This window comes from Corynebacterium sp. MSK150, assembly GCF_030229215.1.
Lineage (GTDB): Bacteria > Actinomycetota > Actinomycetes > Mycobacteriales > Mycobacteriaceae > Corynebacterium.
Genome location: NZ_JASPHM010000022.1, coordinates 1 through 25696, shown reverse-complemented (window position 1 = coordinate 25696; position 25696 = coordinate 1). Strand labels below are relative to the sequence as shown.

Annotated in this window: 26 protein-coding genes and 1 other RNA gene; 22 read left to right on the top strand and 5 right to left on the bottom strand. The window is 57.5% G+C overall.

The features are described from left to right. Positions 1-381 precede the first annotated feature (381 nt). From QP941_RS10995 to QP941_RS10985, 3 genes are all read left to right on the top strand, one after another. On the top strand, positions 382-1365 hold the full coding sequence (locus QP941_RS10995) for an ABC transporter substrate-binding protein (RefSeq protein WP_049156174.1): 984 nt from the start codon (positions 382-384) through the stop codon (positions 1363-1365). A 404-nt stretch (positions 1366-1769) separates the two neighbouring features. Next, positions 1770-3569: a siderophore-interacting protein gene (locus QP941_RS10990; RefSeq protein ID WP_284868948.1), complete on the top strand. Its 1800-nt coding sequence runs from the start codon at positions 1770-1772 to the stop codon at positions 3567-3569. Positions 3570-3979: 410 nt separating this feature from the next. Then, positions 3980-4603, top strand: a complete 624-nt coding sequence (locus tag QP941_RS10985; protein WP_284788895.1) for a kinesin — start codon at positions 3980-3982, stop codon at positions 4601-4603. A gap of 64 nt (positions 4604-4667) precedes the next feature. Here the strand turns inward: QP941_RS10985 and QP941_RS10980 are convergent, their stop codons facing one another. Beyond that, on the bottom strand, positions 4668-4796 hold the full coding sequence (locus QP941_RS10980) for a hypothetical protein (protein WP_255632095.1): 129 nt from the start codon (positions 4794-4796) through the stop codon (positions 4668-4670). Between the two features lie 433 nt (positions 4797-5229). On the opposite strand from QP941_RS10980, the gene QP941_RS10975 reads away from it, so the two are divergent. From QP941_RS10975 to QP941_RS10955, 5 genes are read left to right on the top strand one after another with little or no spacing between them, the layout of a single operon-like run. Beyond that, complete coding sequence (locus QP941_RS10975; protein ID WP_284868947.1) at positions 5230-6099, top strand: ABC transporter substrate-binding protein; 870 nt, start codon at positions 5230-5232, stop codon at positions 6097-6099. Between the two features lie 29 nt (positions 6100-6128). Beyond that, positions 6129-7061: a FecCD family ABC transporter permease gene (locus tag QP941_RS10970; protein WP_370633398.1), complete on the top strand. Its 933-nt coding sequence runs from the start codon at positions 6129-6131 to the stop codon at positions 7059-7061. Continuing rightward, positions 7051-8034, top strand: a complete 984-nt coding sequence (locus QP941_RS10965) for a FecCD family ABC transporter permease (RefSeq protein WP_225745789.1) — start codon at positions 7051-7053, stop codon at positions 8032-8034. The genes QP941_RS10970 and QP941_RS10965 overlap by 11 nt, the downstream gene beginning before the upstream one ends. A gap of 2 nt (positions 8035-8036) precedes the next feature. Further along, positions 8037-8849 (top strand): ABC transporter ATP-binding protein, encoded by an 813-nt coding sequence (locus QP941_RS10960; RefSeq protein WP_284868946.1) that lies wholly within the window; start codon positions 8037-8039, stop codon positions 8847-8849. A gap of 24 nt (positions 8850-8873) precedes the next feature. Beyond that, on the top strand, positions 8874-9581 hold the full coding sequence (locus QP941_RS10955; RefSeq protein ID WP_284868945.1) for a kinesin: 708 nt from the start codon (positions 8874-8876) through the stop codon (positions 9579-9581). Between the two features lie 66 nt (positions 9582-9647). Here QP941_RS10955 and QP941_RS10950 read toward each other — a convergent pair whose 3' ends face one another. Further along, on the bottom strand, positions 9648-10091 hold the full coding sequence (locus QP941_RS10950) for a DUF1990 family protein (protein ID WP_284766711.1): 444 nt from the start codon (positions 10089-10091) through the stop codon (positions 9648-9650). Positions 10092-10240: 149 nt separating this feature from the next. On the opposite strand from QP941_RS10950, the gene QP941_RS10945 reads away from it, so the two are divergent. The 4 genes from QP941_RS10945 to QP941_RS10930 all read left to right on the top strand — a co-directional run bounded on the left by QP941_RS10945 (position 10241) and on the right by QP941_RS10930 (position 14014). Beyond that, positions 10241-11329 (top strand): trypsin-like serine protease, encoded by a 1089-nt coding sequence (locus QP941_RS10945; protein WP_284868944.1) that lies wholly within the window; start codon positions 10241-10243, stop codon positions 11327-11329. A gap of 260 nt (positions 11330-11589) precedes the next feature. Further along, a complete protein-coding gene (locus QP941_RS10940) occupies positions 11590-11835 on the top strand; it encodes a FeoA domain-containing protein (protein ID WP_284767977.1) in 246 nt (81 codons plus the stop codon). After that, positions 11835-13757: a ferrous iron transport protein B gene (gene feoB / locus QP941_RS10935; protein WP_284868943.1), complete on the top strand. Its 1923-nt coding sequence runs from the start codon at positions 11835-11837 to the stop codon at positions 13755-13757. The genes QP941_RS10940 and feoB overlap by 1 nt, the downstream gene beginning before the upstream one ends. After that, positions 13754-14014 carry a MarR family transcriptional regulator gene (locus QP941_RS10930; RefSeq protein WP_284868942.1) on the top strand — a complete coding sequence of 87 codons (261 nt, stop codon included), beginning with the start codon at positions 13754-13756 and terminating at the stop codon, positions 14012-14014. The genes feoB and QP941_RS10930 overlap by 4 nt, the downstream gene beginning before the upstream one ends. Here the strand turns inward: QP941_RS10930 and hisN are convergent. Both hisN and QP941_RS10920 read right to left on the bottom strand, forming a co-directional pair. After that, positions 14011-14793 (bottom strand): histidinol-phosphatase, encoded by a 783-nt coding sequence (gene hisN, locus QP941_RS10925; RefSeq protein ID WP_284868941.1) that lies wholly within the window; start codon positions 14791-14793, stop codon positions 14011-14013. The genes QP941_RS10930 and hisN overlap by 4 nt on opposite strands. Then, positions 14786-15622: an inositol monophosphatase family protein gene (locus QP941_RS10920; protein WP_284868940.1), complete on the bottom strand. Its 837-nt coding sequence runs from the start codon at positions 15620-15622 to the stop codon at positions 14786-14788. The genes hisN and QP941_RS10920 overlap by 8 nt, the downstream gene beginning before the upstream one ends. A gap of 60 nt (positions 15623-15682) precedes the next feature. On the opposite strand from QP941_RS10920, the gene prfB reads away from it, so the two are divergent. Then, complete coding sequence (gene prfB, locus QP941_RS10915; protein WP_284868939.1) at positions 15683-16786, top strand: peptide chain release factor 2; 1104 nt, start codon at positions 15683-15685, stop codon at positions 16784-16786. A gap of 83 nt (positions 16787-16869) precedes the next feature. Here the strand turns inward: prfB and QP941_RS10910 are convergent, their stop codons facing one another. Beyond that, positions 16870-18489 carry an AbgT family transporter gene (locus QP941_RS10910; RefSeq protein WP_284868938.1) on the bottom strand — a complete coding sequence of 540 codons (1620 nt, stop codon included), beginning with the start codon at positions 18487-18489 and terminating at the stop codon, positions 16870-16872. Between the two features lie 109 nt (positions 18490-18598). Here QP941_RS10910 and ftsE point away from each other — a divergent pair, with 109 nt between their 5' ends. The 9 genes from ftsE (at position 18599) to QP941_RS10865 (ending at position 25434) form a co-directional block, all read left to right on the top strand. Further along, positions 18599-19288, top strand: a complete 690-nt coding sequence (gene ftsE / locus QP941_RS10905) for a cell division ATP-binding protein FtsE (protein ID WP_284766704.1) — start codon at positions 18599-18601, stop codon at positions 19286-19288. Then, positions 19285-20187 carry a permease-like cell division protein FtsX gene (gene ftsX / locus QP941_RS10900; protein WP_284868937.1) on the top strand — a complete coding sequence of 301 codons (903 nt, stop codon included), beginning with the start codon at positions 19285-19287 and terminating at the stop codon, positions 20185-20187. The genes ftsE and ftsX overlap by 4 nt, the downstream gene beginning before the upstream one ends. Positions 20188-20231: 44 nt before the next feature. Beyond that, the gene (gene smpB / locus QP941_RS10895) at positions 20232-20735 is read left to right on the top strand and encodes an SsrA-binding protein SmpB (protein WP_005322310.1); all 504 of its coding nucleotides are present in this window, start codon (positions 20232-20234) and stop codon (positions 20733-20735) included. Beyond that, positions 20728-21084, top strand: coding sequence for a DUF488 domain-containing protein (locus QP941_RS10890; protein ID WP_284868936.1), 357 nt, complete (start codon positions 20728-20730; stop codon positions 21082-21084). Before smpB ends, QP941_RS10890 begins: the two co-directional genes overlap by 8 nt. 62 nt (positions 21085-21146) lie before the next feature. Then, positions 21147-21527: a transfer-messenger RNA gene (ssrA, locus tag QP941_RS10885) on the top strand. Positions 21528-21684: 157 nt separating this feature from the next. After that, positions 21685-22680 (top strand): siderophore ABC transporter substrate-binding protein, encoded by a 996-nt coding sequence (locus QP941_RS10880; RefSeq protein WP_284868949.1) that lies wholly within the window; start codon positions 21685-21687, stop codon positions 22678-22680. A gap of 63 nt (positions 22681-22743) precedes the next feature. Next, the gene (locus QP941_RS10875; protein ID WP_284868935.1) at positions 22744-23709 is read left to right on the top strand and encodes an ABC transporter permease; all 966 of its coding nucleotides are present in this window, start codon (positions 22744-22746) and stop codon (positions 23707-23709) included. Continuing rightward, entirely contained in the window at positions 23699-24682 is a 984-nt protein-coding gene (locus QP941_RS10870; RefSeq protein WP_284868934.1) for an iron chelate uptake ABC transporter family permease subunit, read from the top strand. The genes QP941_RS10875 and QP941_RS10870 overlap by 11 nt, the downstream gene beginning before the upstream one ends. Next, on the top strand, positions 24679-25434 hold the full coding sequence (locus tag QP941_RS10865) for an iron ABC transporter ATP-binding protein (protein ID WP_284868933.1): 756 nt from the start codon (positions 24679-24681) through the stop codon (positions 25432-25434). Before QP941_RS10870 ends, QP941_RS10865 begins: the two co-directional genes overlap by 4 nt. Positions 25435-25696: the final 262 nt, after the last annotated feature.

The window sequence follows — 25696 nt, the reverse complement described above, 5'->3', positions numbered from 1 at the left end:
TACGTGCTCTCAAAGAAAATGCTCCCCACTAGTTGTTGGCAACTGATTTCTCAGTCCAACTAATGGGGAGCAGTTCATGTGTGGGGGCGGTTTTCGCTTTGTGGGGAGCCGGTCGTTCCGCCGACCCGCCGCCCGGAAGTGCATCGTCAAGCAGCATTTTCTTAGGTCCGCACTTATTTATAGCCGGGGATGAGTCTTGTGCGGGTGTGGGACTAGGAGTCTTGTAAATAGGAAATATCTATAGGAAAATAGTTTAACAAATCTGTTGCAACGTGGCTTAGGTAACGCTAACCTAACTTGAAAGTTGCCTTCGGGTCTACCGGAAAATCCGATGAAAAGAGCTGAAAGGCAACCTCAGGAAACCGACTTTAAGGAAAAGGGATGTCAGTAAAAAGGGGCGCGCGGTCATTTATCGCTGCCGCTATCTGTGCCGGATTGGTTCTGTCAGGCTGCTCGTCGAAGGATTCAACCGATGAAGCGGCAACAACCTCCGAAGTTGCAGAGGACGTGACCATTGAGCACGCCCGCGGTACGGATACGTATCCGGTCAATCCGCAAAATGTGGTTGCAGTGGGGACGGCCGTTGATAACCTGCTGGAACTTGGAATTAAACCAGCAGCTGTTGTGCAGCATAGAATAGACAAGAATTCGCCTTGGCGTGAAGAGAAGCTCGATGGCGTCAAGGTAATCGATCAGACAGATTTCAAAACTCTGCCACAAGAACAAATCGCGGCAATCGAACCCGACTTCATCGTTGGTGACTACTGGACAATTTCTGAGGCTAATTACAAGGAATTGTCTGCAATCGCACCGACTCTCGGCGGAATCTCCGATAAGGGAGAGGGCATCGGCTGGGAATCTCAGCTAGAAGCATTGGGCAAGATCTTCAATAAGGAATCCGAAGCGAAGAAAGCCATTGAAGAGGATCAAAAGCGTTTCTCCGACGTGAAGGAAAAACTGCCTAACCTCTCCGGTAAGACCGGCATTGTTTCCCAATTTGCCCAGGGATCCTTTGGTGCCGTTGCTGACCCCGAGGATCCAGGTGCCTCCTTCATCTACGATCTGGGCATGAAGTTCCCGGACAAGCTGACGGACGGATCCGTTCCAGTTGATAAGGGCCGCGTCACGCTTTCTCCGGAAAACGTGTCCTACCTGGCCGCTGACTTTATGGTTATTTATAACCGCGACGGCTCAATCGAAGAATTTGAAAACATTCCGGGATACAAAGATCTTCCGCAGGTGAAATCCGATGCGACTCTTGCCGGTGATTCAGCCATCGTTGCCGGACTCAACAACCCGACGAGCTTGAGTCGAGCTTGGGTGCTGGATAAGACGATGCCGACGCTGGAAAAAGTTGGAAAGTAGTCAAGGTCCGCACAACTCCGATGCCTGCTAGGTGGGGCTTACTCCACTGCGGCAGGTAGTCGCCAACGCCTTCCGATTTATCGGAAGGCGTTCTCTTCAATGGACTGTATCCAAGGTTGTGGTGCGTCCGTTCTTGCCCTTCCGAAACCGAAAACCTGGCCTCACGCTTCCCGCATATTCGTCCATCGGTGCAGCACGATGACTGCATTAAAGGTATGTAGGTGAGCTGGAAAATGCTTGGCGCTGGGAGAGGCGTTCAAAGCACCAGCAAAAAATTAATAAGAAAATAGGCCATCGAACAAAGTGAATTAAAAGCCATCTAGACCGAGAGGGGAATGGTCTCAAATATGCCAAGGAACAGCCGGAGCAGGGAAATTTATCCAATTTCTTACCGGGAATTATATGTGGAAAACATCGAAGATATATCGCCAGCCATGCGGCGTATTACGCTTAGCGGGGAACAGCTCCAGGAGCATGAACGCGATGGTATTTCCGTTCCTTCATTGTTAAGCCATGGTTTTGATGACGATGTTCGGCTCATCTTCCCAGATCCGGAAACTGGAGAGCGGCCGCACCCAATCGCCCAAAACGATGGTAACCTTTTGTGGCCAGAAGCCGTTAAGAATCTATTCCGCACATACACGGTTCGCTACTTTGACGCTGTAAACGGGCGATTAGCAATTGATTTTGCGCGCCATGGTGAGGGCTTGGCCGAAAACTGGTCACAGAGTGTCCGCATCGGGGACCCCATTTTTGTGGCAGGCCCGAAGTCGTGTGCACAGTTACCCACGCACACCGATTGGCTTTTGTTGGCAGGAGACGAGACTGCGCTCCCAGCCATCGGCCGCTGCCTGGAATCGCTCCCGTCTGGGCATGATGCGATTGCGGTGGTAGAGGTTCCGACAAGCGCTGATATTCAAGACTTAGATATTCCGGATTCAGTACAGATCCACTGGGCGATACGTGACCAGGGCGAGGGCTTCGTAGAAAAGGCTAGTGCGCTCTTTGAAGAGAGCGCTGATTCACAGTTGCCTAATGGCGAAGCATACGTGTGGGCGGCGGGGGAGGCCTCCCGGCTGAAAACACTGCGACGTTTGTTCAAGGTTTCTGGAATTGCCCCTGAGCATCAGGAGATTACAGGATACTGGCGGCGCACTAGCCGGAAAGGCGGCAAAGAAAGCGCAACGAGCAGTAGCAATAGTGTCTTGCACAATATCCACGATTTGGCTGAGCTGAATTCAGCCTTTGCGCTCCGCACTGCCGTACGTTTAGGCCTATTCCAAGAGATCGATGCGGGTGCCAATACTGTTCCTGCCCTCGCTGCTGCAACAGATCTTCACGAGGAGGCGTTGCGGAGGTTTATCCGTTACCTGGCGGCTCTTGAACTTGTCGAAGTTAGCGAAACCACCCTCGCCTTGACCGCAATGGGAACGGAACTGGCGGACCCAGATTCAAATGTGGTGCGTTGGCTAAGCGGGCCCGCGCATCTTGAGGCGATGGCGCTGATGCGCCTTGAACACAGCCTTCGTACCGGTGAGTCGGCACCGCAAGGCGAAAGGGGTTTGCCATGGTCAGAATATGTGAGCCGTGACCCACAACTCGCCGCCGAGCGCTTTGAGCAAAAGAATGTGAGCGCTGGGTGGACTGCTCCATCCGCTGCACAGGCGCTGCAGCGGCACTTGGATGACACCGCTCGTGTTCTCATCATTGGCCAGGGAGGTGCAGTATATGCGGATGAAATTCTCCGGCGATGTGAGCAGGCCCAGAGCCGGATTATTACCGATGCGCCCTCGGAAGCAGTACTAGGGGAAATCGCAGGAGTTTCTCGTGAACGATGTGAAACGAGTGGCGACGGAAGCGGCTTCAACCCTACCGAGGCGGACTATGCGTGGGCAACTGATGTAATTTTCATTGATCCCTGGAGCGTCTTTGGTGGCAATGAGGTGGCTGCCCAATTAGGCCGGGCAACTCACGGGGATGCGTTCCGTCGGGCCTATATCCTTTCTGAGGTTCTCGAGGAAACCGGCGGCGATGAGCATTCCTATGAAGAGGACATGGTGAGGCTTTCGATGTTCGGCACCAAGGTGCCGACTCAGGACGATGTCAGCGCTGCTACCGCTGATAGCGGCACTTTAATTTCTTCAGCCACGGCTGTTGGCTGGGGCAAACACCTTTTCGTCCTGGAAGCAGAAGCGAATTCCTAAAGAAGAACCTCGGTAGGCCAAAATCCCCAAGCTTAACCTTTCATTTGCGGACCACGGTCCCGCGCGGGAGCCGGGTGGCTGTGGTTGCCATAAGCGTGGTGGACACGGTGAAGTAAGCGAACGTTGTTCAGCCGACTCCGTGGGCGAGAGCCTTTTCGACCGCGACGTTGTGTTGGCGCGGCGGCGGAATGCCCAAAACAACCGCGTTTGTCCACTTTTCGGCTCGATTTTTGGCGAAACGCGGTTGTTTTGAACAACCCGAGGCTCAGCCGTATCTCTCACTGAAGGGAGGGACACCGAAATCACAAAAGAGCCTTCCGGTTTTCCAATTCCGGTTCCCCGTGCACGCACCTTAACTTTCTGGAACGCTAGGATAGGAGAAAATAGATCTAGTTAAGGAGTACAAAGCAATGGCTAAAGAAACTGCACGCGCCCTTGGCCACGAAGTAGACGTGGACCGCGAGAAGTTTACCTACCTGGCATCCACTGATGCCGAGGGCAACAAGATTGAATCCGGCAAGGCTGCGGCAGCGGGAGCTGGGGCCGCAGGAGCTGCAGCTGCTGGAACTGCTGCTGCCGACGCCGCCGTAACGGCGAACACAGATGAGCAGAATGATGCCGCGACCCAGAGCGATTACGAGCCAAAGAACCACGTCGTTACCGGCGCTGAGGAAGAGCACGTCGGCACTGCGGCGGAGCAGCCCGATCTGCAAGAACAGTTGGACGAGGATAACGCGGACTATGAGCCCTTACAGCATGTGGTGGGCGAGGCCGAGCAAGAGCACATCGGCACCGCGCCGGAGCAGCCGGAAGAGAATGCGGAAGATGATGAGCGCGATGACTTTGATGACCTGAAGGACAAGGTCACCGAGGCCGGCAATGTCGTCGAAGAAGCCATCAACCGCGCGAAGGACTTTGTAGAAGACAAGGCCCAGGAGTACCAGGAAGGATCTGGTAAGAAGGGCGGTTTCTTTGACCGCGTGAAAGACGTTGTGCGCGAGGCTCGCGATAATCTCGATGAGAAGCGCAAGTAGTTAACTACGCGTAGGCCGCTGCTTTTCCCGTAGGGGGAGAGGCAGCGGCCTTTGTGCTGTCGTGCTAGTCCAGCGCGTGCAGGTAGAACCGGCGGATGAGCAGGCGACGGGGGATATCGACAAGCGGGCGCAAGAAGGGCAGGAAGGGCTCGGAGGCGGCATCGATAAGCAGCAGCGTCCGCCCATCGCGCAATCGTATCGGCCCGATTGGGGTTCCTGAAACCCTTCCTGTTGTGGCGGATCTGAATGCTATCAAGGGTGACGAGTTCTACATTGGAGGGGAAAATTGGGCCGCAAATACGTGATTAGCCGTCAGGAATTGGAAGCTGCGGTAGATCAGAGCGTTGTAGGGATTTATGTCCCTGCTGAGTAGTGCTGGTTTTGGTCTAGGTAGTGACGTCCGATGACAGTGGTAGCAATGCATATATGAATGCTTTTCGCGTGCCTCCATCAAACGATGAACTTTTCCGGCGCCGAGGGGTTGAAGAAACAAGGGGATGCGTACGTGCACCACGCCACTGTCACTTCGGTGTCTTATGGCGCTCATAACGTGGCTATATCGTCGGTATTGGCGAGACAAGTAATCAATCCTAGACAGCAAACCCTTATTAATCTAAGGTAAAGCTATGCTAAAATATTTCACGAAAGTGCGTGTAGTTCTTGCGTTCGTATCCGCCTTAGCTGTAGGGGCAGGCCTTGTTGCGTGTTCTTCTGATTCTTCTTCTGAAGGAAACGGAGAAAAGAAGATCGAGCGAGTTGTGGCGCTTGATTGGCGCTACGAGGAAATTCTCAAGGCCCTCGATGTGGACCCAGTGGGAATCGTGGAAATCGGTAAGTCGGAGGCACCGACTACTTTGAAGGGCCAGTTAGGTCAGGCGACCTCCGTGGGCCAAGCCAAGCAGCCGAACTTGGAGGTTATCCAGTCTTTGGAACCAGATCTGATTTTGGCTAGCCCTACCCGTCAAGCTGATATCATGCCGCAGCTGGAAGAGATTGCGCAGACGGAATCCTACCCAGATGAAACCTACTCGGACGTGTTGGACTCGATGGATGAGATCGCGGCCAAACTCGGCAAAGAGGAAAAGGCTAAAGAAGTCCGTCAGCGCATCGAGGCCAAGATTGCTCAGACCAAGGACACGGTAAAGCCGGGGAGTCGTGCGGTCGTGGCTGGGTGGTCCAGTGAGATGCTCTATACCTGGGTCAACCCTTCCTTCCCCCAGTCGCTACTGAGTGAGGTGGGCTATAATTATGCTTTCGAAGGTGAGAAGTCATCCATCGAATCCAAGACTGATGTAGCGGAACTGACCGGCGATAAGCTCCCTGGTATGAAGGCTGACCTAGTCTTTATGTACAAGGACGTCGATGCGTTTAAAAAGACGCCCTATGCCAAGGGTAGCGGCGACATCGTAGAGGTGGACCAAGATATCTGGTCGCGCGCCCGCGGGCCGCTTTCCGCCGAGCATATGCTCGATGACATCATCGCCGCTGAAGAGTAGTGGCACCTCGAACTAAAACCAGCGCCTGCCTGGTCCTTGCAACCGCTGCCGTCGCCTTCGTGTGGTGGTGGCGGCTTCGCCATGTTCAGGTGCCAGCTGATACCCCGTGGCTGGAAGAAGAGCTGCATAGCGTGGCCTTTGACCGTCTCCTTGCCACCACGGTCGTCGGTATCGCATTAGGGGTAGGCGGGTTATTGCTGCGGACGGCAACTGCGAATCCGCTAGCCGATCCGTCCATCACTGGTGTGAACTCCGGTGCGGCACTCGGCGCAGTCGCAACAGCAATGTTTATAGGAAGCGAAACCTCGAGTGTTGACCAGTTGCCCGGTGCGCTGTTGGGTGCGGGGATTGCTGTGGGGGTGACGGTGGGCGTCGGTAAGAGCGGTGCGATCCAGCGCATGGTACTCGTTGGCGTTGCTGTTTCCGCGCTGTGTAGCGCATTGACCTCCATTTTCTTGGTAGTAGATGAAGCTCAACTGGCTACGGTGATGTCATGGCTTTCTGGTCGGCTTGCCGGTGTGCGCCTAAGCGGTATCATGCCGGCGCTGATTGCCGTGCTGGTCGTGGTTCCCTTGACCTTAGTCGGTGCAAAAACGCTGGACTTGCTCGTAGCAGGCGATGCCGTGGCTGGTGCTGTCGGCGCGAAGCCGGAGCGCATTCGGTTGGCAGCCATTGTGGCGGCGGTAGTGCTTATTGCTCCGGCCGTAGCTGCAACTGGGCCGATTGGCTTCTTGGGGTTGATGGCCGCGGCCGTAGCGTGGCGGGTGTGCGGCCCGCACCACCGCATGGGGCTGTGCGTGGCTGGATTTGTTGGAGCAGCGGTGCTTCTGGTGGCCGATTCGGTTGGCCAGGCAATCTGGGCGCCGGCCGAGACCCCAGTGGGCATCGTGACTTCTTTGGCTGGCATGCCATTAGTGTTGTGGTCCGTCCATGCGCTGGGGAGGAGGAAGCATGCGGCATAAGAGATTTGTTGGGGTGCTAGTAGGACTCATCCTGGCGTTGGCGTTGAGCGCAATAATCGGCATGGGCGTCGGTGCGGTGATGAAACCGCCGGGCGAAGTGCTCACCGCCTTCGTTACCGGAGAGCCGCTCATCTGGAAGTACCGTGCCCCGCGGATCTTGGTGGGAATCTGCGCAGGTATTGCCATGGCCGTATCTGGCTGTCTATTGCAGTCCGCGCTACGCAATCCTCTGGCCGCACCAGATACGGTGGGTATTACCTCCGGCGGCGGACTCGCGGCCGTTGCGGTACTCATGGGAGCAGGCACCCTGCCGGCCCACCTGCTGACTTTCATCGCCTTTATTGGCGCGTTGGCGGGAACTGGGTTGGTTCTTCTCCTCGCCGGACGCGGGGCAAGTGACCCAGTGCGACTGCCGCTTACCGGGGTGGCGGTATCTTTTGGGCTGGGCGCCATCACCGAATTGCTCCTAGTGCGGGCCGCCCCAGAGGCAGGAGCGGCCATGACATGGCTGAAAGGTTCGCTTTACGCCCGCTCGCTTGGCGATGCCACCATTGTCGCCCCCTTTATCCTTCTCGCCCTAACCGTCGCAATGGTGGTGGCAAGACACCTGGATATGCTCGTGCTGGATGATTCGACCATGGCCGGCATCGGCGTGAGCACCAAGATGTGGCGCCTAATAGCAGTAGCCCTAGCCGTCCTCCTCGGTGCCGCGGGAGTCGCCGCGGCCGGGGTCTTGGGCTTCGCCGGACTCATCGTCCCCCATGCTGCTCGCTTGGTTGTTGGCGCGAACCTGCGCCGGCAAATACCCGTGGCGGCCCTAGGCGGCGCGGTCCTTGTGACCGCATGCGATACGCTCGGTCGCTGGGCCTTCGCCCCCACGGAAATCCCCGTTGGCGCGCTCATCGCGCTGATCGGTGCACCGTATTTCATTTTCCTATTGACTCGACTGACCCGAGTGCGAAACGGAGGCTAGACATGACACTGACGTGTAGCGGATTAACCGTGGGCTACGGTGGCCCCGATGTGGTCAAGGATGTAAATCTTCACTTATCCAGTGGTCAAGTAACCGCTCTGATCGGGCCGAATGGCTGCGGCAAGTCGACGCTTCTCAAGACATTGGGCCGCCAACTTACGCCCAGCGCAGGCGCGGTGTACCTCGCGGACCAAAAAATTAGTGAGTATTCCTCGCGTGCTTTTGCCCGTGAAGTTTCTTTTCTGCCACAACATTCCGTGGCTCCGGAAGGGGTATTAGTGCGTGACGTCATCGGTTACGGCCGATATCCCTATACAGGGGCGCTAGCGACGATGCGGGCCGGAGATCATGCAGCGGTTGAGCGTGCTGCCTCGCGTGCTGGGGTGAGCGAGCTTCTCGACGCCCCCGCGGCAGATCTTTCCGGTGGTCAGCGCCAGCGCGTCTTCCTCGCTATGACTTTGGCCCAAGAAACGCCAATTACCTTGCTTGACGAGCCGACTACTTACCTCGATCCCGCGCACCAATTGTCCATTTTGGATCTGATTCGAGATCTCAATGGCACCGGGGTCACAGTGGTCATGGTGGTCCACGATATGGTCCATGCCGCGCGTTACGCCGATAGAATCGTAGCCATGCGTGAGGGACGCATTGTGGCCGAAGGGGCCACCGAGGAGGTGATGACTGCTGAACTCGTACGCGAAACCTTCCATGTTGAGTGTTTAGAGATGACTGATCCCTCCACCGGTCGACGCTTTCCCATACCCATTTCCGTGCACGCTCCTGAATTTTCTGGAACCCTAGAAGGAAGAAGATAAATCTATTTAAAGGAGTACGTAGCAATGGCAAACGAACTAGGCCACGAGGTCGACTTGGACCGCAACGAATACAAGTACCTAGCATCTAAAGACACCGCGTCTTCGGCAGCTAAATCTGACAAGTCCTCGCAGTCCGCTGCAGCTGCAGCTGGTGCCGCAGGTGCAGCCGGCCTGTCCAAGCCGGTCGGAAAGCCGTCTGCGGACGGAGATGAGTCCACCGCAAGCAAGTATGAACCGCAGAACCACGTTGTCGCTGGAGCGGAGGAAGAACATGTGGCTAAAGCTGCCGAGCAGCCGGACCTGCAGGAGAAGCTGGACGAGGATAACTCTGACTACGCCCCGAGCCAGCACATCGTAGGTGGCGCGAAGGAAGAACACATTGGTTCCGCCCCGCAGCAGCCGGACCTGCAGGAGAAGTTGGACGAGGATAACTCGGACTACGCGCCGAGCCAGCACATCGTAGGCGAAGCAAACGAAGAGCGTGTTGCTACTGCGCCGAACCAGGAAAACGTCAACGGTCAGCAGTCCTCTGAGCGCCTGGATCAGCTAAAGGGCAAGGCATCCGAGGCCGGTAGCGCCGTCGGCGATGCTTTCCAGCGCGCTAAGGGCTTCGTGGAGGACAAGGCACACGAGTACCAAGAGGAGTCCACGAAGAAGGGCGGCTTCTTTGACCGCGTCAAGGGCGCTGTCCGCGATGCTCGCGAGTCTATTGAGGACAAGCGCAAGAACTAACCAGCGCTGAGATTGAGCCGCTTTCCTGGGTTCGGGGAGGCGGCTTTTGTCGTGTATGCAATCCTGCTAATCGTCCAAGGCGCGAAGATAGAGTCGGCTAATCAGCAGGCGCCTTGGCACGTCCACAAGTGGGCGCAGGAAGGGGAGGAAGGGCTCGGAGGCGGCGTCGATAAGCAGCAGCGTGCGACCATCGCGCAGGCGCTCAAGGGTGAAGGTTTCCTCGCCGCGCTCGAGGTGTCCGGGGAGGGTGCCGTAGGTGAACCCGCAGCGGCCGTCTTCGTGGAAGACATCGACCACGCGACAGCAAAAATCCCATGGGCCGAGGCCCATGGTGACCTCCGCGCCGAGCTCCACAACGTCATGGGTGGGGCGCACGCGGAAAAGGCCGCTGCGTTGGATTGACCAGCGGAAAAGCCGGTGTGCGGCGGTATCAAAATCAGCGTCGATGACTCGTGACATGTGCAGCTGCGGGAAGCCAGAGGTATCGGAATAAGACAGCGGTGTGACCATGCGCCCAATGATAGGGGAGGGGTGATTACCCCCGAATTCTGGAAGAAATATAACGGCTTGGACACAGTCACAGGAGTTTGCTGATTCCACAATTTTTTCGTGCCAGTATCGAGCTTGCACGATGTTGACAACTGAAAGTAGGTACCTTGATGCTTCGCATTCCGCACCTTAAGAAAGTCCTGGTGGGCTCGGCTTTCGCTGGTGCGTTTTTCCTGGGATCCCCGGCCGCAGGCGCCCAGGAATTGCCCCAACCGGATTTCGACTCCGCAGGGATTATTAACCAGGTCCGAGATGGCCTGGCGGGGGTTGGTATCCAAACCCCGCAGGTGGATAAGAACGTCACCGACGCCGTAGATTCCTCTGTGCGCAACGCGCAGCAAGCCGTGCAGCACACGGCGCAGCAGGCACAGTACGCGGAGCCGATGACCAACCCGAATCCCATCGGCCTAGCGGAGCAGGCCACCCAGCCGGAATTTAAACCTAAGGGCACCAATCCGAATTACAAGTGGAAAAATGATGGATTTTCCAAGGTAGCTGCGGGCAAGCCACAGGCTGACTACGTGCTGCACCGCGTGCCGGGCTCCTTCTTTGATGCCCCACGCATTCCAGAAGAATCTGTTGCAGCCATGAATGAGGGGGAGTCCCTCTATGGCCCAGGCACTCCGGTTTATGTCAATGAACAGATGATGTGCACGCTGACCGTGGCGGGCAACGATAATGCTGGCCGCAAGGTTGGGCTCACCGCCGCGCACTGCGGCAATGTGGGAGACCCTGTTACCTCCGCTGATTCTGAGCAAATCGGCCCTACCGGCACCGTAGTGTCTAAGAACGAGGACTTGGACTACGCCGTTATCGAGTTCGGCTCCAAGGCCAAGGTATCCCGTTCGTACAATGGCGTAACCGTCAATGAGTTAGGCGGTGGCGTAAAGCCGGGTCAGCAGGTGTGCAAGCAGGGTGTCGCTACCGGCAAGACCTGCGGCATGACCTATCAGCAGGCAAAGAAGATTCAGGTTAACCAAGTATGTGCCATGATGGGCGATTCCGGCGCTCCATTGTTGGTCAATGGCCGCCTAGTTGGCTCGATTACCGGTGGCTTCCTGCCGGTGAATTTCCCGTGCCGTACCCCATTGCAGGGGCCGGTGCATAACCCGACCGCCGCAAACACCATGGATGCGGTCTTGGCGGATATGAACCGCCGCGGTGGCGTCGGTGCTGGTTTTACATTGCCTGAGGACTAGCCTCGCCGAGCCTTTCGCCCGCTTTCCCAGCCTGGGGAGCGGGCTTTGTGTATCTCTGGCCAGTGCTGATAATCACAGTCAATCGGATCTTGTGTGTATTGCTTGCGGGGACTAAGGTTAGCCTTATCTAGAAGCTACTTAGGTGTGGCTAACATCACCGGCGTGAGCCGGACCGAGAGAACCGAGGTAACCGCGCGATGTTTCAGCTGTCCTTGTCGTCCCGCACCCGTACCCACCAGACCTGCGAAAGGTCCGAATGTATGCGTGCCGATCAAGCCCCAGTGGACGCATTGGTAGAACTACCTGAATGCTGCCTGCGGCATGCGATTGAGTCGCAGCCGGCGTTGGCGCTGCGTATGCGTGAACTGGGTTTCCGTCCAGGGGTGCGCGTGCAGATCGGGCGTAAGGTGGCCGGTGGGGCGCGCTTGGTTACTATCGGCAGTGCTCGGTATGCGGTAGATGCGCATACGCTGCGCCAGCTCGAAGTTATCCCGGTGTCAGCATAATGGCACGCAAAACCGCAGCGCCAAACTGTCATTCCGCATCCTCCATGCGTATCGCCGCGGAGGGAACGCCTGTCCTAGCCTTGGTCGGGGCTCCAAATTCCGGCAAATCTACCTTGTTCAACGCGTTGACCGGAGCGAAGGTCCAGACCGGCAACTGGCCGGGTACCTCCGTAGAAGTCAGCCGTGGTTTGTGGAATGCGCGGCCAGAGGCCTTCGACATCATCGATCTGCCCGGTGCTTATTCCTTGGAATCAATGAGTCCGGACGAGGAATTCACCCGAGATATGCTCGTTGAGTGCCCGCCGTGTGAGCGCCCAGATGTGGTTGTGGTGTTGGTGGATGCCACTGCGCCGGCGCGAGGGCTTAACCTCGCATTCCAAATTGCGGAATACCCGTATCGAGTGGTGGTGGGGGTGACTAAAGAGGACGTCGCCAAGCAGCAGGGCATTAGCATCGATACCTCCGCGCTATCGCGCGCCGTGGGCATGCCGGTGGTCAGCGTCAATGGTCGCCGCCGAGAAAACCTCGATGCGCTGGAGGCTACCGTTGCAAAAGCAATGCAGACGGAGCCACAGACTATCCGGCCCAACGCCGATGTGGACCAGCGCTTTGCGGATCTGGATGCGGCCGAGAAAGTTGCAGTCAGCCATGAAAATGTGGGGGAGCCACTTAGCCAGCGCGTGGACCGTTTGGTATTGCACCCAGTGCTCGGGCCGATTCTATTCCTGGCGGTGATGTGGGCCGTTTTCTTTATCACCACTACGGTTGCGGGGCCGCTGCAGGACGGCCTGGAGACGTTCATTACCGGCCCTGTATCCGATGCAGCGCGCAGCATCCTCCCAGACCATTGGCTGGTAACGGGCCTGCTGGTAGATGGGCTCATCGGTGGTGTGGGCATGGTGCTCACCTTTGCGCCGCTCCTCGCGCTGATGTTTCTGTGCTTGGCGGTGCTAGAGGATTCCGGTTACATGGCGCGCGCGGCGGTGGTCACTGACCGCGTCATGCGCGCCATCGGCCTGCCCGGCAAGGCCTTTATCCCCATTGTGGTGGGCTATGGCTGTAATGTCCCGGCGATTTCGGCTACGCGAGTGCTTGGCGACGTCCGCCATCGCATCCTCACCTGCCTGCTTATCCCCTTCACCTCATGTTCGGCCCGGCTCATCGTATTCATGATGCTGGCGCAGGTGTTTTTCCCAGCTCATGCTGGTTCCGCAGTTTTCGCCATGTACGTGCTGTCTATCGCACTGGTGGTGTTGGTAGGCCTCGCCTTGCGTCGCACGGTATGGCGCGCCATGCCATCCGAAGCCCTGGTTATCGATCTTCCGGCCTATCAGCTGCCTACGTTTAAACTCACCGTGTCGGTCATGTGGGTAAGACTCAAAGGATTTTTGCACACCGCCGGAGGCATCATTGTGGCTACGGTCGTGGTCATCTGGTTGTTGATGTCTATTCCGGTCACTGGTGGGCACTCCTTCAACGAAGAGGCGGTACCGCCGCAAGATTCCGCCTACGGTGCGGTGTCTAAAGCGATGTCCCCGGTCTTTGCACCTGCTGGGTTTGATTCTTGGTCCCTCACCGGGCCGCTTGTCACCGGGTTCGTGGCGAAGGAGACGCTCATTTCCACTTGGGCTCAGACGTATGCGGTAGAAGACGTCACTGACGATGCACCAGAGGAGCAAGCAGAATCTCCGTTGGCTAGCCATATTCGCGCCGACTTCGATGCGGCCTCTGGCGGGCACGGGCTGGCTGCGGTGTGGGCGTATATGGTCTTCCTTCTGGCCTATACCCCGTGCGTGGCCACAGTGGCCGCGCAGCGGCGAGAAATAGGTTGGAAGTGGACCCTCATCGGGTTTGCGCTGCAGCTAGCAACCGCCTGGATCCTTGCGGTAGGAGTATTTCAAATCCTCAAGGTCTTCCTATGAGCCCCACGGAGAAGGTCAAGGAGGCCATCACACAGGGAAATTCCAATCCTGCCGACATTGCACAGGCGGCGGGGTTGGGGCAGGGGACCGTGGAGGTAATCTTGGCCTACCTCGAGCGCAGTGAGGGGCTAGTGAGAGAATCGCTGACCTCGTGCCCTAGCGGTGGCTGCGGAAATTGCGCGCAGGCGGGTGGTTGTTCGGGTGCGGTTGCCGAGCGCCGCGGCCCAGTTCTGCTCCAGCTGCGGAGAAAACCCTAGCCCCGCAGTGCGGCAAGGGCGTGCTTGTGGAGCAGGCCGTTGGAGGCGACGCCGGATCCACCGTGCGGGCCGGGGTTTCCGTCCAGATCCGTGAAAGTACCGCCGGCCTCGGTCACGATGAGGGAGGGCGCGGCGAGGTCCCACAAGGACACCTCGGGTTCGGCCGCGATGTCTACCGCGCCTTCGGCCACGAGGCAGTAGGACCAGAAATCACCATAGCCGCGCAGGCGCCAGGTCTTGTCCGTGAGCGCGAGGAACTGATCGCGCAGGCCGCGTTCGGCCCATCCGGTAAGCGAGCTCATGGCCAGCGAAGAATCGGCGAGCTTTTCCACGTGGGATACGCTCAAGCGCTTCGGCTCGCCGCCGAAAACGCGGAAGGCACCAGCGCCCTTGGCTGCGTACCACCGGCGGCGCAGGGCGGGTGCGGAAACCACCGAGACTACCGGCTCGCCATCCTCCAAGAGGGAGATGAGCGTGGCCCATACGGGGACGCCGCGCACGAAGTTCTTGGTGCCGTCGATGGGATCGATGACCCACTGGCGGCCCTTATAGCAGGCCTCGCCGCCGTATTCCTCACCCAGCACTTCATCGCGCGGGCGGGAGCGCTTGAGGGACTCGCGGATATGCTTCTCACAGGTGAGATCCGCGTCCGATACGGGGGACATATCTGGCTTTTCCTTGACGGAAAGGTCTGAGGCCTCGAAACGATGCATGGTCACTACATCGGCATGGCCCGCTAGCTCGAGCGCGAGGCCCAAGTCTTCTTTGAACTTACCCACGGAGCCAATCCTCCATCTGATCCACTACCTGTTTATTTCCAGCGAGGCACCATTCGACGCCGCCGGCTTCTACCTTGCGGGCAGCACCGCCGGCCGCCTCCACGAGGGCTTTGCCGGGGAACCAATCCCAATCCGCCACCGAATGCTGCATCCATGCGCCCCATGTGCCATCGGCCACGGAGGACAGGTCAACAGAACCGGCACCGAGCATACGGACTGTAGCAAAGTTTTCCGCCACGCGCTGCCATGCCCCGCGGATATCCGCATCCGCCAGCGAGGTTGGGTGCAGATACGTGGATAGCGAAATCTGCTCGGCCGGCTTCTCCTGCAGGCGAGCTACCTCCTTCCCGTCGAGGGAAGTGGAGTAGTCCCGGCCGCCGAACCAGGTATAGCCCATGGCAGGGCGGTGGACGGCGCCGAGGATGATCCCCGTGGCGTCGCTAAGCGCGAGGGCAGAGCACCAATAATCGGAGCCGGAAGAGAAGTTGTAGGTGCCATCAACCGGGTCAATGACCCAGGTGCGGCCGGACTGGGACTCGCGGGCCGCACCCTCTTCGCCGAGGATGCCGTCTTCTGGGCGTACGGCCTCGAGCACGCCCGCAACGAAGCGCTCGGCCGCCCTGTCCGCATCCGTAACAACGTCCGAGATAGAAGTCTTGTGCTCTACGTCGACGCCCATCTCGCGCAGGCGCCAGGCCAGGCGGCCGGCGTTATAGACAAGGGCCTGCGCTAGGTGCGCATCCCCGTCATCCGCGTGCGCGACAATGAAGGTCTTGATGACCGCGTCGATCATCTCCTGCAAGCTCGGCTTTTGATCCATGCCCACCATTGTCACCCTAAACGCGGCCGATGGCTAATTATGCAGTCCGGGTGGGTAGGATTGGGGCCTATGCGTCCCGAAGTAACAGCACGGCTCAAGCAATTGGAAACCACCCTGACCACCATTGAGAAGGTTATGGACCCGGAAGCTTTGGCTGCCCGCATTCGGGAACTAGAGGCCCAAGCCGGAGACCCGTCCCTGTGGGATGACCCTGCCCACGCGCAACAGGTCACCTCCGAGCTTTCCGCAGCGCAGGCCAAGGTTCGCAAGCTGGAATCGCTGCGCGGGCGCTTGGAGGACATGCCCGTGATGTACGAACTCGCGGAAGAAGAGGGCGATACCTCCTTGGCAGATGATGAGCTCGATTCCCTGAAGTCTGCCATCGAATCGCTGGAGGTCACCACCATGCTTTCTGGTGAATATGACCCGCGTGAGGCGGTTATCAATATCCGCTCCGGCGCCGGTGGTGTAGACGCGGCCGACTGGGCCGAAATGCTCATGCGCATGTACACGCGCTGGGCGGAAAAGCACGGCCACAAGGTTGATGTCTATGACATCTCCTATGCGGAGGAGGCCGGCATCAAGTCCGCGACCTTTGTCGTCCACGGTGAATACATGTACGGCCAGCTTTCCGTGGAGCAGGGGGCGCACCGCCTAGTGCGCATCTCGCCCTTTGATAACCAAGGGCGGCGCCAGACCTCCTTCGCCGAGGTAGAAGTTTTGCCGGTGGTGGAGCAGACCGACCACATCGATATCCCGGACAATGACGTGCGCGTCGATGTCTATCGGTCTTCTGGTCCGGGCGGCCAGTCCGTCAATACCACCGACTCGGCGGTGCGCCTGACCCACATTCCCACCGGCATTGTGGTGACCTGCCAGAACGAAAAATCGCAGATTCAAAATAAGGCCTCGGCCATGCGCGTGCTGCAGGCAAAGCTACTGGAGCGCAAGCGTCAGGAGGAACAAGCTGAGCTTGATGCGTTGGGCGCTGGTGGCAACGCCTCCTGGGGCAATCAGATGCGTTCCTACGTGCTGCACCCGTATCAGATGGTCAAAGACTTACGCACCAATTTTGAGGTGGGTGATCCCTCCAAGGTGCTCGATGGCGATATCGATGGCTTTCTTGAATCCGGTATCCGCTGGCGCATGCAGCAACAGGAAGACCAGGATTAGGTCCATACTGATCGGGCTGAATTGAACACGAAAAGGCCGAACTGAGGGGAGAAAATCCTCAGTTCGGCCTGATCTCTATGGACTTAACCCGCGTAGTCCATCGGTGCGCCTGGTCCCAGCGGGATGCCGATGAGATACCAGATGACGAAGAAGATGAACCAGCCCACCAGCATGCACAGCGAGTAGGGCAGCGCCAGCGACATCAAAGTACCCACGCCTGCTGGCTTGTAATAGCGCTGCAGGAAGGTCAACGCCAAGGCGAAGTAAGGCGACATTGGGGTGATGATATTTGTCGGGGAGTCACCGATACGGAAGAGCATCTGGGAGACCTCAGGCGAGACGCCCACATACATCATCATCGGCACGATGACCGGGGCCATCAGCGCCCACTGGGCGGAACCGGAGGTGATGAAGAGGTTAAGCAGTGCGACCATGGCCACCAGTGCCGCAAACATGACTAGCGGCGGCAAAGACCAGTGTTGGAGCAGCTCGGAGCCCTTAATCGCAGTCCACACGCCCAAGTTCGACCACTCGAACCAGGCCAGGAACTGTGCCACCGCGAAGAAGAGGACCAGCATGGGAACGAGGGTCTCGATGCCCTTGGCCATAAACTCCGGCACATCAGCAGCTGACCTCACGGTGCCTGCCGCCAGGCCGTAGACAATGCCGCATACCAAGAAAGCCAGGGCAATCGGCACCGCGATGGCGCTAATCAGAGGCGATTCCATGAAGCTATCCCCTTGGCTCGCCAGCGGGGAGCCGGGAATAAATAGCAAGGCAAAGAAGGCGGCAAGGAAGAGCACGAGCGCGATGCCGGAAGCAATCAGACCGCGCTGCTCGTTGGGCTTGATGCGCATTGCCTCTTCATCATCGGTGAAGTCGTACTCCTCATCCTCTTCTGTGTCCGCGGTGGCCCCACCGGCGGCCTTGGAAAAAGACACCTCTTCATAATTAATGTGGTCGTGGTCCACGAGCTCGCGGGCCTTTTTGACCATGAGGAATTCCGTGACCGCGGTAATGATGAGCGAGAGCACCACTGCGGATGGGATGACAAAGAAGATATTGGCCAGCGGGCTGACCTCATATTCTGGGTCCACAAACTGTGCGGCCGGGGTAGAAATTCCCGCCAGCAGGAGGTCGGTGATATTGAGAATCAGCGAGGCATTGAAGCCGGCAGACGATGCTGCGAAGGCCACCATCGCGCCGACGATGGGGGAGCGGCCCACGGCGTGGAAGGCCATGGCGCCCAGCGGGATCAGGATGACGTAGATGGCGTCAGAGGCCACGGAGCCGGTCACGCCGGCCAGCGCCACCACGAAGGTCAGCATTTTCGCACTAACCTTGGTCACCATCGCGCGCACCAACGCGGAAAGCAGGCCAGACTGCTCCGCCACAGCCACGCCGAGCATCACAGCAAGGATGACGCCGAGCGGTGGGAAGCTGGTGAAGTTCTCCACTGCATCAGTAACCATGCGCGAGATATTCTCGGTGGTCAGCAGGGATTCCACTTCGATGGTGTCGCCAGTTTTGGGATCCTCTGCGGTCATGCCGACGAGGTGTCCTAGCCAAGAGGTCACAGCGACGATGGCTGCGAGGATGACGAAGAGCCAGAATGGATCCGGTAGCTTATTGCCAATCTTTTCTACAGTGCCCAGGAAGCCGCTTGCAGAACGTGGTTTTTCTTTAGTTTCGGTTTCGGCCATTGTATCGGCACTTTCTGTCGATTGGGTCGGAACAAATTAGTGTCTTAGACCACATTACTTAAATACAGTTCACAGCGTGGTGTCAACTTTAGTTGCTACAGTGATTCGCGTGATTAGATTCGACAACGTGACTAAGGCTTACTCCGCCGAGTCTCGCCCAGCGCTCGACGGGGTGTCCTTCGAGATTGCGGATGGCGAATTCGCCTTCCTCATCGGCCCGTCCGGCTCGGGTAAGTCCACTTTCTTGGAGCTCATGGTGCGCTATAGCAACGTGACCAAGGGCGATATTTATTTCGATGATTTCCACGTCAATGAGCTTTCAGGCAAGCAGATCAACGCGCTGCGCCAGTCCATTGGTTATGTGTTCCAGGACTTTCGCCTGCTTCCCAAGCTGACGGTGTACCAAAACGTGGCCTTTGCGCTGGAGGTTATTGGCAAGAGCAAGTACCGCATCTCCACCTCGGTCCCGCAGGTTTTGGACCTGGTGGGACTAGAGGATCGCCGCGATGCGTATCCCCACGAGCTTTCCGGTGGCGAGCAGCAGCGCGTGGCCATTGCGCGCGCGGTGGTCAATCGGCCGAAGCTTTTGCTTGCCGACGAACCCACGGGCAACCTCGATCCCTCCACCGCCGACGAGATCATGGACTTACTGCTGGGCATCAACCGCCGTGGCACCACCGTGGTCATGTCCACCCATAATGCCCGCGCCGTTAATAGGGCACGCAGGCGTGTGCTGGAGCTGCGCAATGGAGTCCTCGTGCGCGACGAGCACGAGGCGATGTACGAGGGGGAAGCATGAAGCTAGGTTTTATTTTCCGCGAGGCCACCAAGGGTCTTGGCCGCAACCTGACCATGACCATCGCCATGATCATCACCACCGCTATTGCCGTAGGCCTCGTTGTCGCCGGCATCATGGTGACCAACCTGACCAAGGACACGAAGGAGATCTATCTCGACCGCGTTGAGGTCATGGTCCAGCTTAATGAGGATATTTCCGCTGGTGACCCGGACTGCTTAACCCCGGCCTGCGCGGACCTCCAGGGCCAGCTCGACGCGGATGATTCCGTCGAGTCCGTGGAGTACCGCAACCGTGCGGAATCTTATGAGCGGTTCAAGGAGCTCTTCCAAGACACCGACCCCGTCATGGTGGAACAAACCTCGCCCGACGCACTGCCGGCGGCGTTCCACGTGCGCCTGAAGGATCCAGAAGACGCTTCTGCGATCGATGCGATTAGGGATAATCCGGCGGTAGAGGACGTCGTCGACCAGCAGCAAGAAGTGCGTGACGCCGCAAGCAACCTGGACTCTATCCGCAATGCCACCTTTGTGCTGGCCATCGTGATGTCCGTGGCGGCCATCTTCTTGGTGGCCAATATGGTGCAGATCGCCGCGTTCCACCGCACCCGCGAAACGGAAATCATGCGCATGGTGGGCGCGAGCCGGTGGATGACGCAGGCGCCGTTCGTACTGGAAGCAGTGCTGGCCTCACTCATCGGCGTGGTCTTGGGTGGTGCCGGAATCTTCCTGGGCAAATCCCAAGTGGTGGACCCATCCCTGCAAGGCCTGTATGAATCCCAGCTGCTTGCCCCCATGAAATCCGGCGACCTCTGGATTGCCCTTCCTCTCGTGGGCTTGCTGGCGTTGGTGGTCACCGCCGTCACGGCACATATCACCCTGCGGTCCTATGTGCGCAAATAGCCCGTTTGCTGGGGCAGCCAAAAGGGCACTACACTGCCATAATTATGGCTAAGAAGGGCAAGAAGAATAAGAAGGCGGCGTCCGGCGAAGCAACGCTCGCTACAAACCGCCGGGCCCGGCATGATTACAAGATCCTCGAGGAATACGAGTGTGGCATCGTCCTGCTCGGCACCGAGATCAAATCCCTGCGGGAGGGAAAAATCTCGCTCAATGATGCCTTCGCCACTATCGACGATGGCGAGGTGTACCTGCGCAACCTGCACATCCCGGAATACTCCATGGGCTCGTGGACGAACCACAGCCCGCGGCGCACCCGTAAGCTTTTGCTGCACCGCCGCGAGATCGACAAGCTCTACGGGCAGGTGCGCAACGGCAATAAGACCTTGGTCCCGCTCAAGGTCTACCTCAAGAATGGCTACGCCAAGCTCTCGCTGGCACTGGCGCAAGGTAAACAAGACTACGATAAACGTGAGGATATTAAGCGTCGCGACCAAGACCGCGAAATTTCCCGCGAGCTCGGCCGCCGCGTGAAGGGGATCAATGTTTAAGACAGCGAAGGTTCATGACGTAGTCAAGGGCGAGGACACCATCCATGGCACTGGGGTTCTGGTGGATCGGATGTGGCCTCGGGGCGTCGCCAAGAGCGACTTGGACTACGAGGAGTGGTTCAAGGACGTCGCGCCGAGCCCCGAACTGCGCAAGTGGTGGAACCACGACGAGGATCGCTTCGACGAGTTTGCCCGCCGCTACAAGGCCGAGCTCGATGACAATGACTCCGACGAGCTCGCCCAGCTGCGTGCGCTTGCCGACGCCACCCTCCTCTTCGCCGCCGCCAACCGCACGGTCAACCACGCGGTCGTCCTCAAGGAGTGGTTAGAGGAGCACTTGAGGAAATAAAAGCGGGTGGGGTAGTGTTGAACGAACCGTAGGGAAGATGCACTATCCCGTCCCTACAGCATGGGGTTGATTTGGTTTCGACTTCGTGCACTGCGCCAGGGGAAGCGTGCCGGTGCAGGCTAACGACCACCGTATAAGCGTCGTAGCAACCAATAAACGCAGAGAAGAACTCTCAGCGTGACTACGCCCTCGCTGCCTAATTACAGCGACGCGTGTCTGTCAGCCTAGGTTTCGTTCCTGACCTAGATCCTGGCATCGACTAAGGAACTAGCCGGCTGGCCGGGTCATCAGGGCCAGTCGGGACTCTTACTGGTGACTGGGCCCATCATCCGGACGTGTTCGCCCGATCCGGAGGGCCGAGCAGAGATTCTGTGCGGACTGCGCACGGAGAAGCCCTGGCAAGGTGACGAAGGACCCGGGTTCAATTCCCGGCAGCTCCACCGATAGGCCCCCGAGACATCGGGGGCCTTTTCTCGTTTTAAACTCGTCCGCACCAGCCTTTACGCCGTTTGTGGGGGTAAGGTGAACCTAACCCTTGCTAGTTAAGGGGAGCCTAAGTTAAGTTGGGTGGGTATTTGTTTCTCCGTCCAAAAGGAATTCATCGTGAAGAATATTCAACGCTCCCTTGTTGCTGCGGTTATCGCCGCTTCTTTGGCAGTGACTGCCTGCAGTCCCGCGGAAGATGGGGCAGTGGGGGAGGAGAAGGGGGCGTCGGCAAGCGCGCTCACGCTGCAGGACAATAACGGGGAACAGGAACTTCATCCTCCGTATGAGCGCGTAGCTGTAACTGATAACCGTGCCTTCGAGATTCTGTCAGATTGGGGTGTCAATATCGTGGCGGCTCCCCTCGACCTGGTGCCGGATACCCTTTCCAAAGACATCAATGAGGACAGCGTAGAAGCTAACCTGGGCTCCCACCGCGAACCAGACTTGGAAGCATTGGTGGCTGCAGAGCCAGATATTGTGGTTAACGGTCAGCGCTTCAGCCAGTATCAAGATGATCTGGAATCCCTCGTTGATGGAACCCCAGTGGTGGATTTCACTCCACGGGACGGCGAGGATATGGCGAAAGAGCTAATCCGCCAGACAGAGGCGATGGGCAAAATTTTTGGACACGAGGATGACGCCGAAGCCCTGGTTGATGACTTCAATGCTGCCTTGGAACGCCCCAAGAAGGCCTATGATCCGGACAAAAAGATCATGGCAGTAAATACCTCCGGCGGGGAGATTAACTACATTGCCCCAGGTAAGGGACGCTTCTATGGGCCACTCTTCGATCTAATCGGTATGACCCCAGCGCTCAAGGTAGACAATGCCAGCGATGACCACGAGGGTGACGATATTTCGGTGGAAGCGATCGCCAAATCCAACCCGGACTATATCCTCGTCATGGATCGCGATGGCGCCATAGCCAATGATGAAGAAGGATATACCCCAGGTCAAAAGCTGGTAGAAGATTCCTCCGCGCTGAAGAACGTGACCGCGGTCAAGGAAGGCCGCATCGTTACCGCTCCGCAGGATACCTACACCAACGAAAACATCATTACCTACACGGAAACGTTGAACGCGATGGCGGACGCCTTCGAAAAGAATTAGCCAGCGCGCACGCCAAGGCCGGAGGGGAGGGGCCCTCCGGCCTTTGTCTGTGAGAGGAGAACAATGGAAACTACCACGCGCCGTGCGCTGTGGGATTGGAAGCTTGGCCTTGGAGCGCTGAGTGTTTGTGCCCTGCTCGCTGCCTCCTTGTTATTGGGGCAGTACGACGTCTTCGGCGCCGAGGACGGTGCAGCCATGTTCGGCATCACTCGGCTTCCGCGAACCATAGCGCTCGTTCTCGCTGGTGCCGCAATGGCCATGAGCGGGCTGGTCATGCAATTGTTGACCCAGAATCGCTTTGTAGAACCTTCTACCACGGGAACCACTGAGTGGGCGGGTCTTGGCCTGCTCTTCGTCTTGTGGATCGCTCCGACCGCGTCAATTCTGGTCAAGATGATGGGAGCCGTAGCCTTTTCTTTCATCGGCACCATTGTGTTCTTCCTCTTTCTGCGCCGCGTGACCTTGCGCTCCTCGCTCATCGTGCCCATCGTCGGCATCATGGTGGGAGCTGTGATTTCTGCAGTCTCCAGCTTCTTTGCCCTGCAGGCCGATATGCTGCAGCAGCTGGGAATTTGGTTTATGGGCTCTTTTACCTCTGTGTACAAGGGGCAATATGAAGTTCTCTGGTTGGTGCTAGCGGTTTTGGCCGCCGTATTTATTTATGCCGACCGGCTTACGGTTATTGGCTTGGGTGAAGATATCGCCACCAACATTGGGCTCAACTACAACCGCATGCTCTTGCTGGGCACGAGCTTGATTGCCGTGGCCACCGGTGTTGTCACTGTCGTCGTTGGCTCTTTGCCGTTCTTGGGGCTCATCGTGCCTAATGCGGTGTCGATGGTGCGTGGGGATGACCTGCGCTCTAACCTGCCGTGGGTCTGCCTCTTGGGCATAGGCATCGTGACCGTGTGCGACTTAGTAGGCCGCATCATTATCGCACCGTTTGAGATGCCAGTTTCAGTGATTCTTGGGGTGCTGGGTGCAGCTGTTTTCATCGTGATGATCGTGAGGTCCACTCGTGCACGCTAAGCTTTCGCGGAAAAGGTATTGGCTCACTCTAGCCTGCGTATGGGCGCTGGCCTTGGCCTTTGCCTTCGCCTGGTTGGCATACGACAATCCGATGCAGTTCGGATCGCGCAAATTCTGGCTCATTGCGCAGCGCCGTGCGGACGCGCTCATCGCTATGGCAATTGTGGCGGTGTGCCAGGCGATGGCTACGGTGGCTTTTCACACTGTGACGAATAACCGGATTCTTACCCCATCCATCATGGGCTTTGAGTCATTGTATGTAGCGATCAATACTGCGACCATCTTCTTCCTTGGAGCAGCAGGGCTTAACGACGCCCGCACACTCCCCACATTCCTATTCCAAATGGCGCTCATGGTGGGGCTTTCCTTGGTGCTGTACTCGTGGCTACTGACCAATAACACGCACAATATGCACGCCATGCTGCTGGTCGGTGTGGTTATCGGTGGTGGCCTGGGATCCCTATCTACGTTTATGCAGCGAATTCTTACGCCGAGCGAGTTTGACGTGCTCACCGCGCGCCTATTCGGCTCCATCAACAATGCGGAATCAGACTACTATCCCATCGTTATTCCCATCGTTGCGATCGTGGCAACGCTCTTGCTGCTCAATGCGCGTACCTTGAACGCGATATCCCTGGGCAACGATGTCAGTACGAATTTGGGAGTAAACCACAAAGGCCATGCAATCTATACCTTGATTTTGGTGTCCCTCTTGATGGCCACGACAACAGCCTTGGTAGGCCCCATGACTTTCCTGGGATTTTTGGTTGCCACGTTGGCTTATCAGTTCACCGATACCTATGACCACCGCTTCATTTTCCCGATGGCCATTGGCCTGGCTTTCTTGTTGCTTACCGCCGCCTATTTCCTCATGCGGCACGTGTTCGCCGCCCAAGGCGTGGTGTCCATCATCATTGAGCTCGTTGGCGGCTGTGCATTTCTCTTCATCATCCTGCGAAAGGGGCGACTGTGATCGAAGTAAAGAACGTATCCAAACGCTACTCTGGGGAAGTAGCTATTGGTCCGCTCAACCTGCGGATCCCGAAAGGCGGAATTACCGCCTTGATTGGCCCCAACGGAGCTGGTAAATCCACCATGCTCACCATGATTGGCCGCCTATTGGACATGGACGAGGGCAGCATCGAAGTCGCAGGGAAGGACGTTCAATCCACGAAATCCGCGGATTTAGCAAAAGTGGTGTCCATTCTGCGGCAAGAAAATCACTTCGTCACCAAGCTGACTGTGCGGCAATTGATTGGCTTTGGCCGCTTTCCCTACACCAAGGGTCGGATTACCTCGCATGACGAGCAAGTAATCTCCAAATACATAGACTTCTTCCAACTAGAAGAATTGCAGCACCGGTATCTTGATGAGCTTTCAGGAGGCCAACGCCAGCGTGCGTATGTAGCGATGGTCCTGTGCCAAGAGACGGAATATGTCCTATTAGACGAGCCGCTCAATAATCTGGATATTGCTCATTCTGTAGAGATGATGCGACATCTCAAAGACGCTGCGCAGTCTCTTGGGCGGACCATTGTTGTGGTGCTGCACGACATAAACTTCGCAGCCCGGTATGCCGACTACATCTGTGCGTGCAAAGAAGGCCGCATCGTTGAATTTGGATCAGTGGATGACATCATTCGTGATGACATCTTGACGTCCATCTTCAACACACCGGTGCGAGTGATCGATGGTCCAGACGGAAAGATTGCTTGCTATCACTAGAAGAACCCGGGTTGTCCTGCGGGTTTGTGTTGTGTGGTTGTGGTGGACTACATTAATCCGAGTCGCCGCGAGGTAGCCGGGAGGTTACTTCTTTGCGAATTTTGTACGGGCTTGGTTCAAGGATTTGACAGGTTTCAATGAGTTGAGTAAGTTTGTACGAGCCGCCAACGAGAGGTTAACGGGAAGTTAATTTTTTGTGGTGTGCGGATGATGTTTGAGAACTCAATAGTGTGCCAATGTACTTTTTATTTTTTGTGTGCAT

Excerpts from the sequence above, each read along its gene's own strand:
- QP941_RS10875 (WP_284868935.1), top strand. The coding sequence starts at position 22,744 with ATGGAAACTACCACGCGCCGTGCGCTGTGGGATTGGAAGCTTGGCCTT.
- QP941_RS10945 (WP_284868944.1), top strand. The coding sequence starts at position 10,241 with ATGCTTCGCATTCCGCACCTTAAGAAAGTCCTGGTGGGCTCGGCTTTC.
- QP941_RS10890 (WP_284868936.1), top strand. The coding sequence starts at position 20,728 with ATGTTTAAGACAGCGAAGGTTCATGACGTAGTCAAGGGCGAGGACACC.
- QP941_RS10995 (WP_049156174.1), top strand. The coding sequence starts at position 382 with ATGTCAGTAAAAAGGGGCGCGCGGTCATTTATCGCTGCCGCTATCTGT.
- QP941_RS10975 (WP_284868947.1), top strand. The coding sequence starts at position 5,230 with ATGCTAAAATATTTCACGAAAGTGCGTGTAGTTCTTGCGTTCGTATCC.
- QP941_RS10910 (WP_284868938.1), bottom strand. The coding sequence starts at position 18,489 with ATGGCCGAAACCGAAACTAAAGAAAAACCACGTTCTGCAAGCGGCTTC.
- QP941_RS10985 (WP_284788895.1), top strand. The coding sequence starts at position 3,980 with ATGGCTAAAGAAACTGCACGCGCCCTTGGCCACGAAGTAGACGTGGAC.
- QP941_RS10930 (WP_284868942.1), top strand. The coding sequence starts at position 13,754 with ATGAGCCCCACGGAGAAGGTCAAGGAGGCCATCACACAGGGAAATTCC.
- QP941_RS10965 (WP_225745789.1), top strand. The coding sequence starts at position 7,051 with ATGCGGCATAAGAGATTTGTTGGGGTGCTAGTAGGACTCATCCTGGCG.
- prfB (WP_284868939.1), top strand. The coding sequence starts at position 15,683 with ATGCGTCCCGAAGTAACAGCACGGCTCAAGCAATTGGAAACCACCCTG.
- QP941_RS10955 (WP_284868945.1), top strand. The coding sequence starts at position 8,874 with ATGGCAAACGAACTAGGCCACGAGGTCGACTTGGACCGCAACGAATAC.
- ftsX (WP_284868937.1), top strand. The coding sequence starts at position 19,285 with ATGAAGCTAGGTTTTATTTTCCGCGAGGCCACCAAGGGTCTTGGCCGC.
- QP941_RS10940 (WP_284767977.1), top strand. The coding sequence starts at position 11,590 with ATGCGTGCCGATCAAGCCCCAGTGGACGCATTGGTAGAACTACCTGAA.
- feoB (WP_284868943.1), top strand. The coding sequence starts at position 11,835 with ATGGCACGCAAAACCGCAGCGCCAAACTGTCATTCCGCATCCTCCATG.
- QP941_RS10960 (WP_284868946.1), top strand. The coding sequence starts at position 8,037 with ATGACACTGACGTGTAGCGGATTAACCGTGGGCTACGGTGGCCCCGAT.
- QP941_RS10920 (WP_284868940.1), bottom strand. The coding sequence starts at position 15,622 with ATGGTGGGCATGGATCAAAAGCCGAGCTTGCAGGAGATGATCGACGCG.
- smpB (WP_005322310.1), top strand. The coding sequence starts at position 20,232 with ATGGCTAAGAAGGGCAAGAAGAATAAGAAGGCGGCGTCCGGCGAAGCA.
- QP941_RS10950 (WP_284766711.1), bottom strand. The coding sequence starts at position 10,091 with ATGGTCACACCGCTGTCTTATTCCGATACCTCTGGCTTCCCGCAGCTG.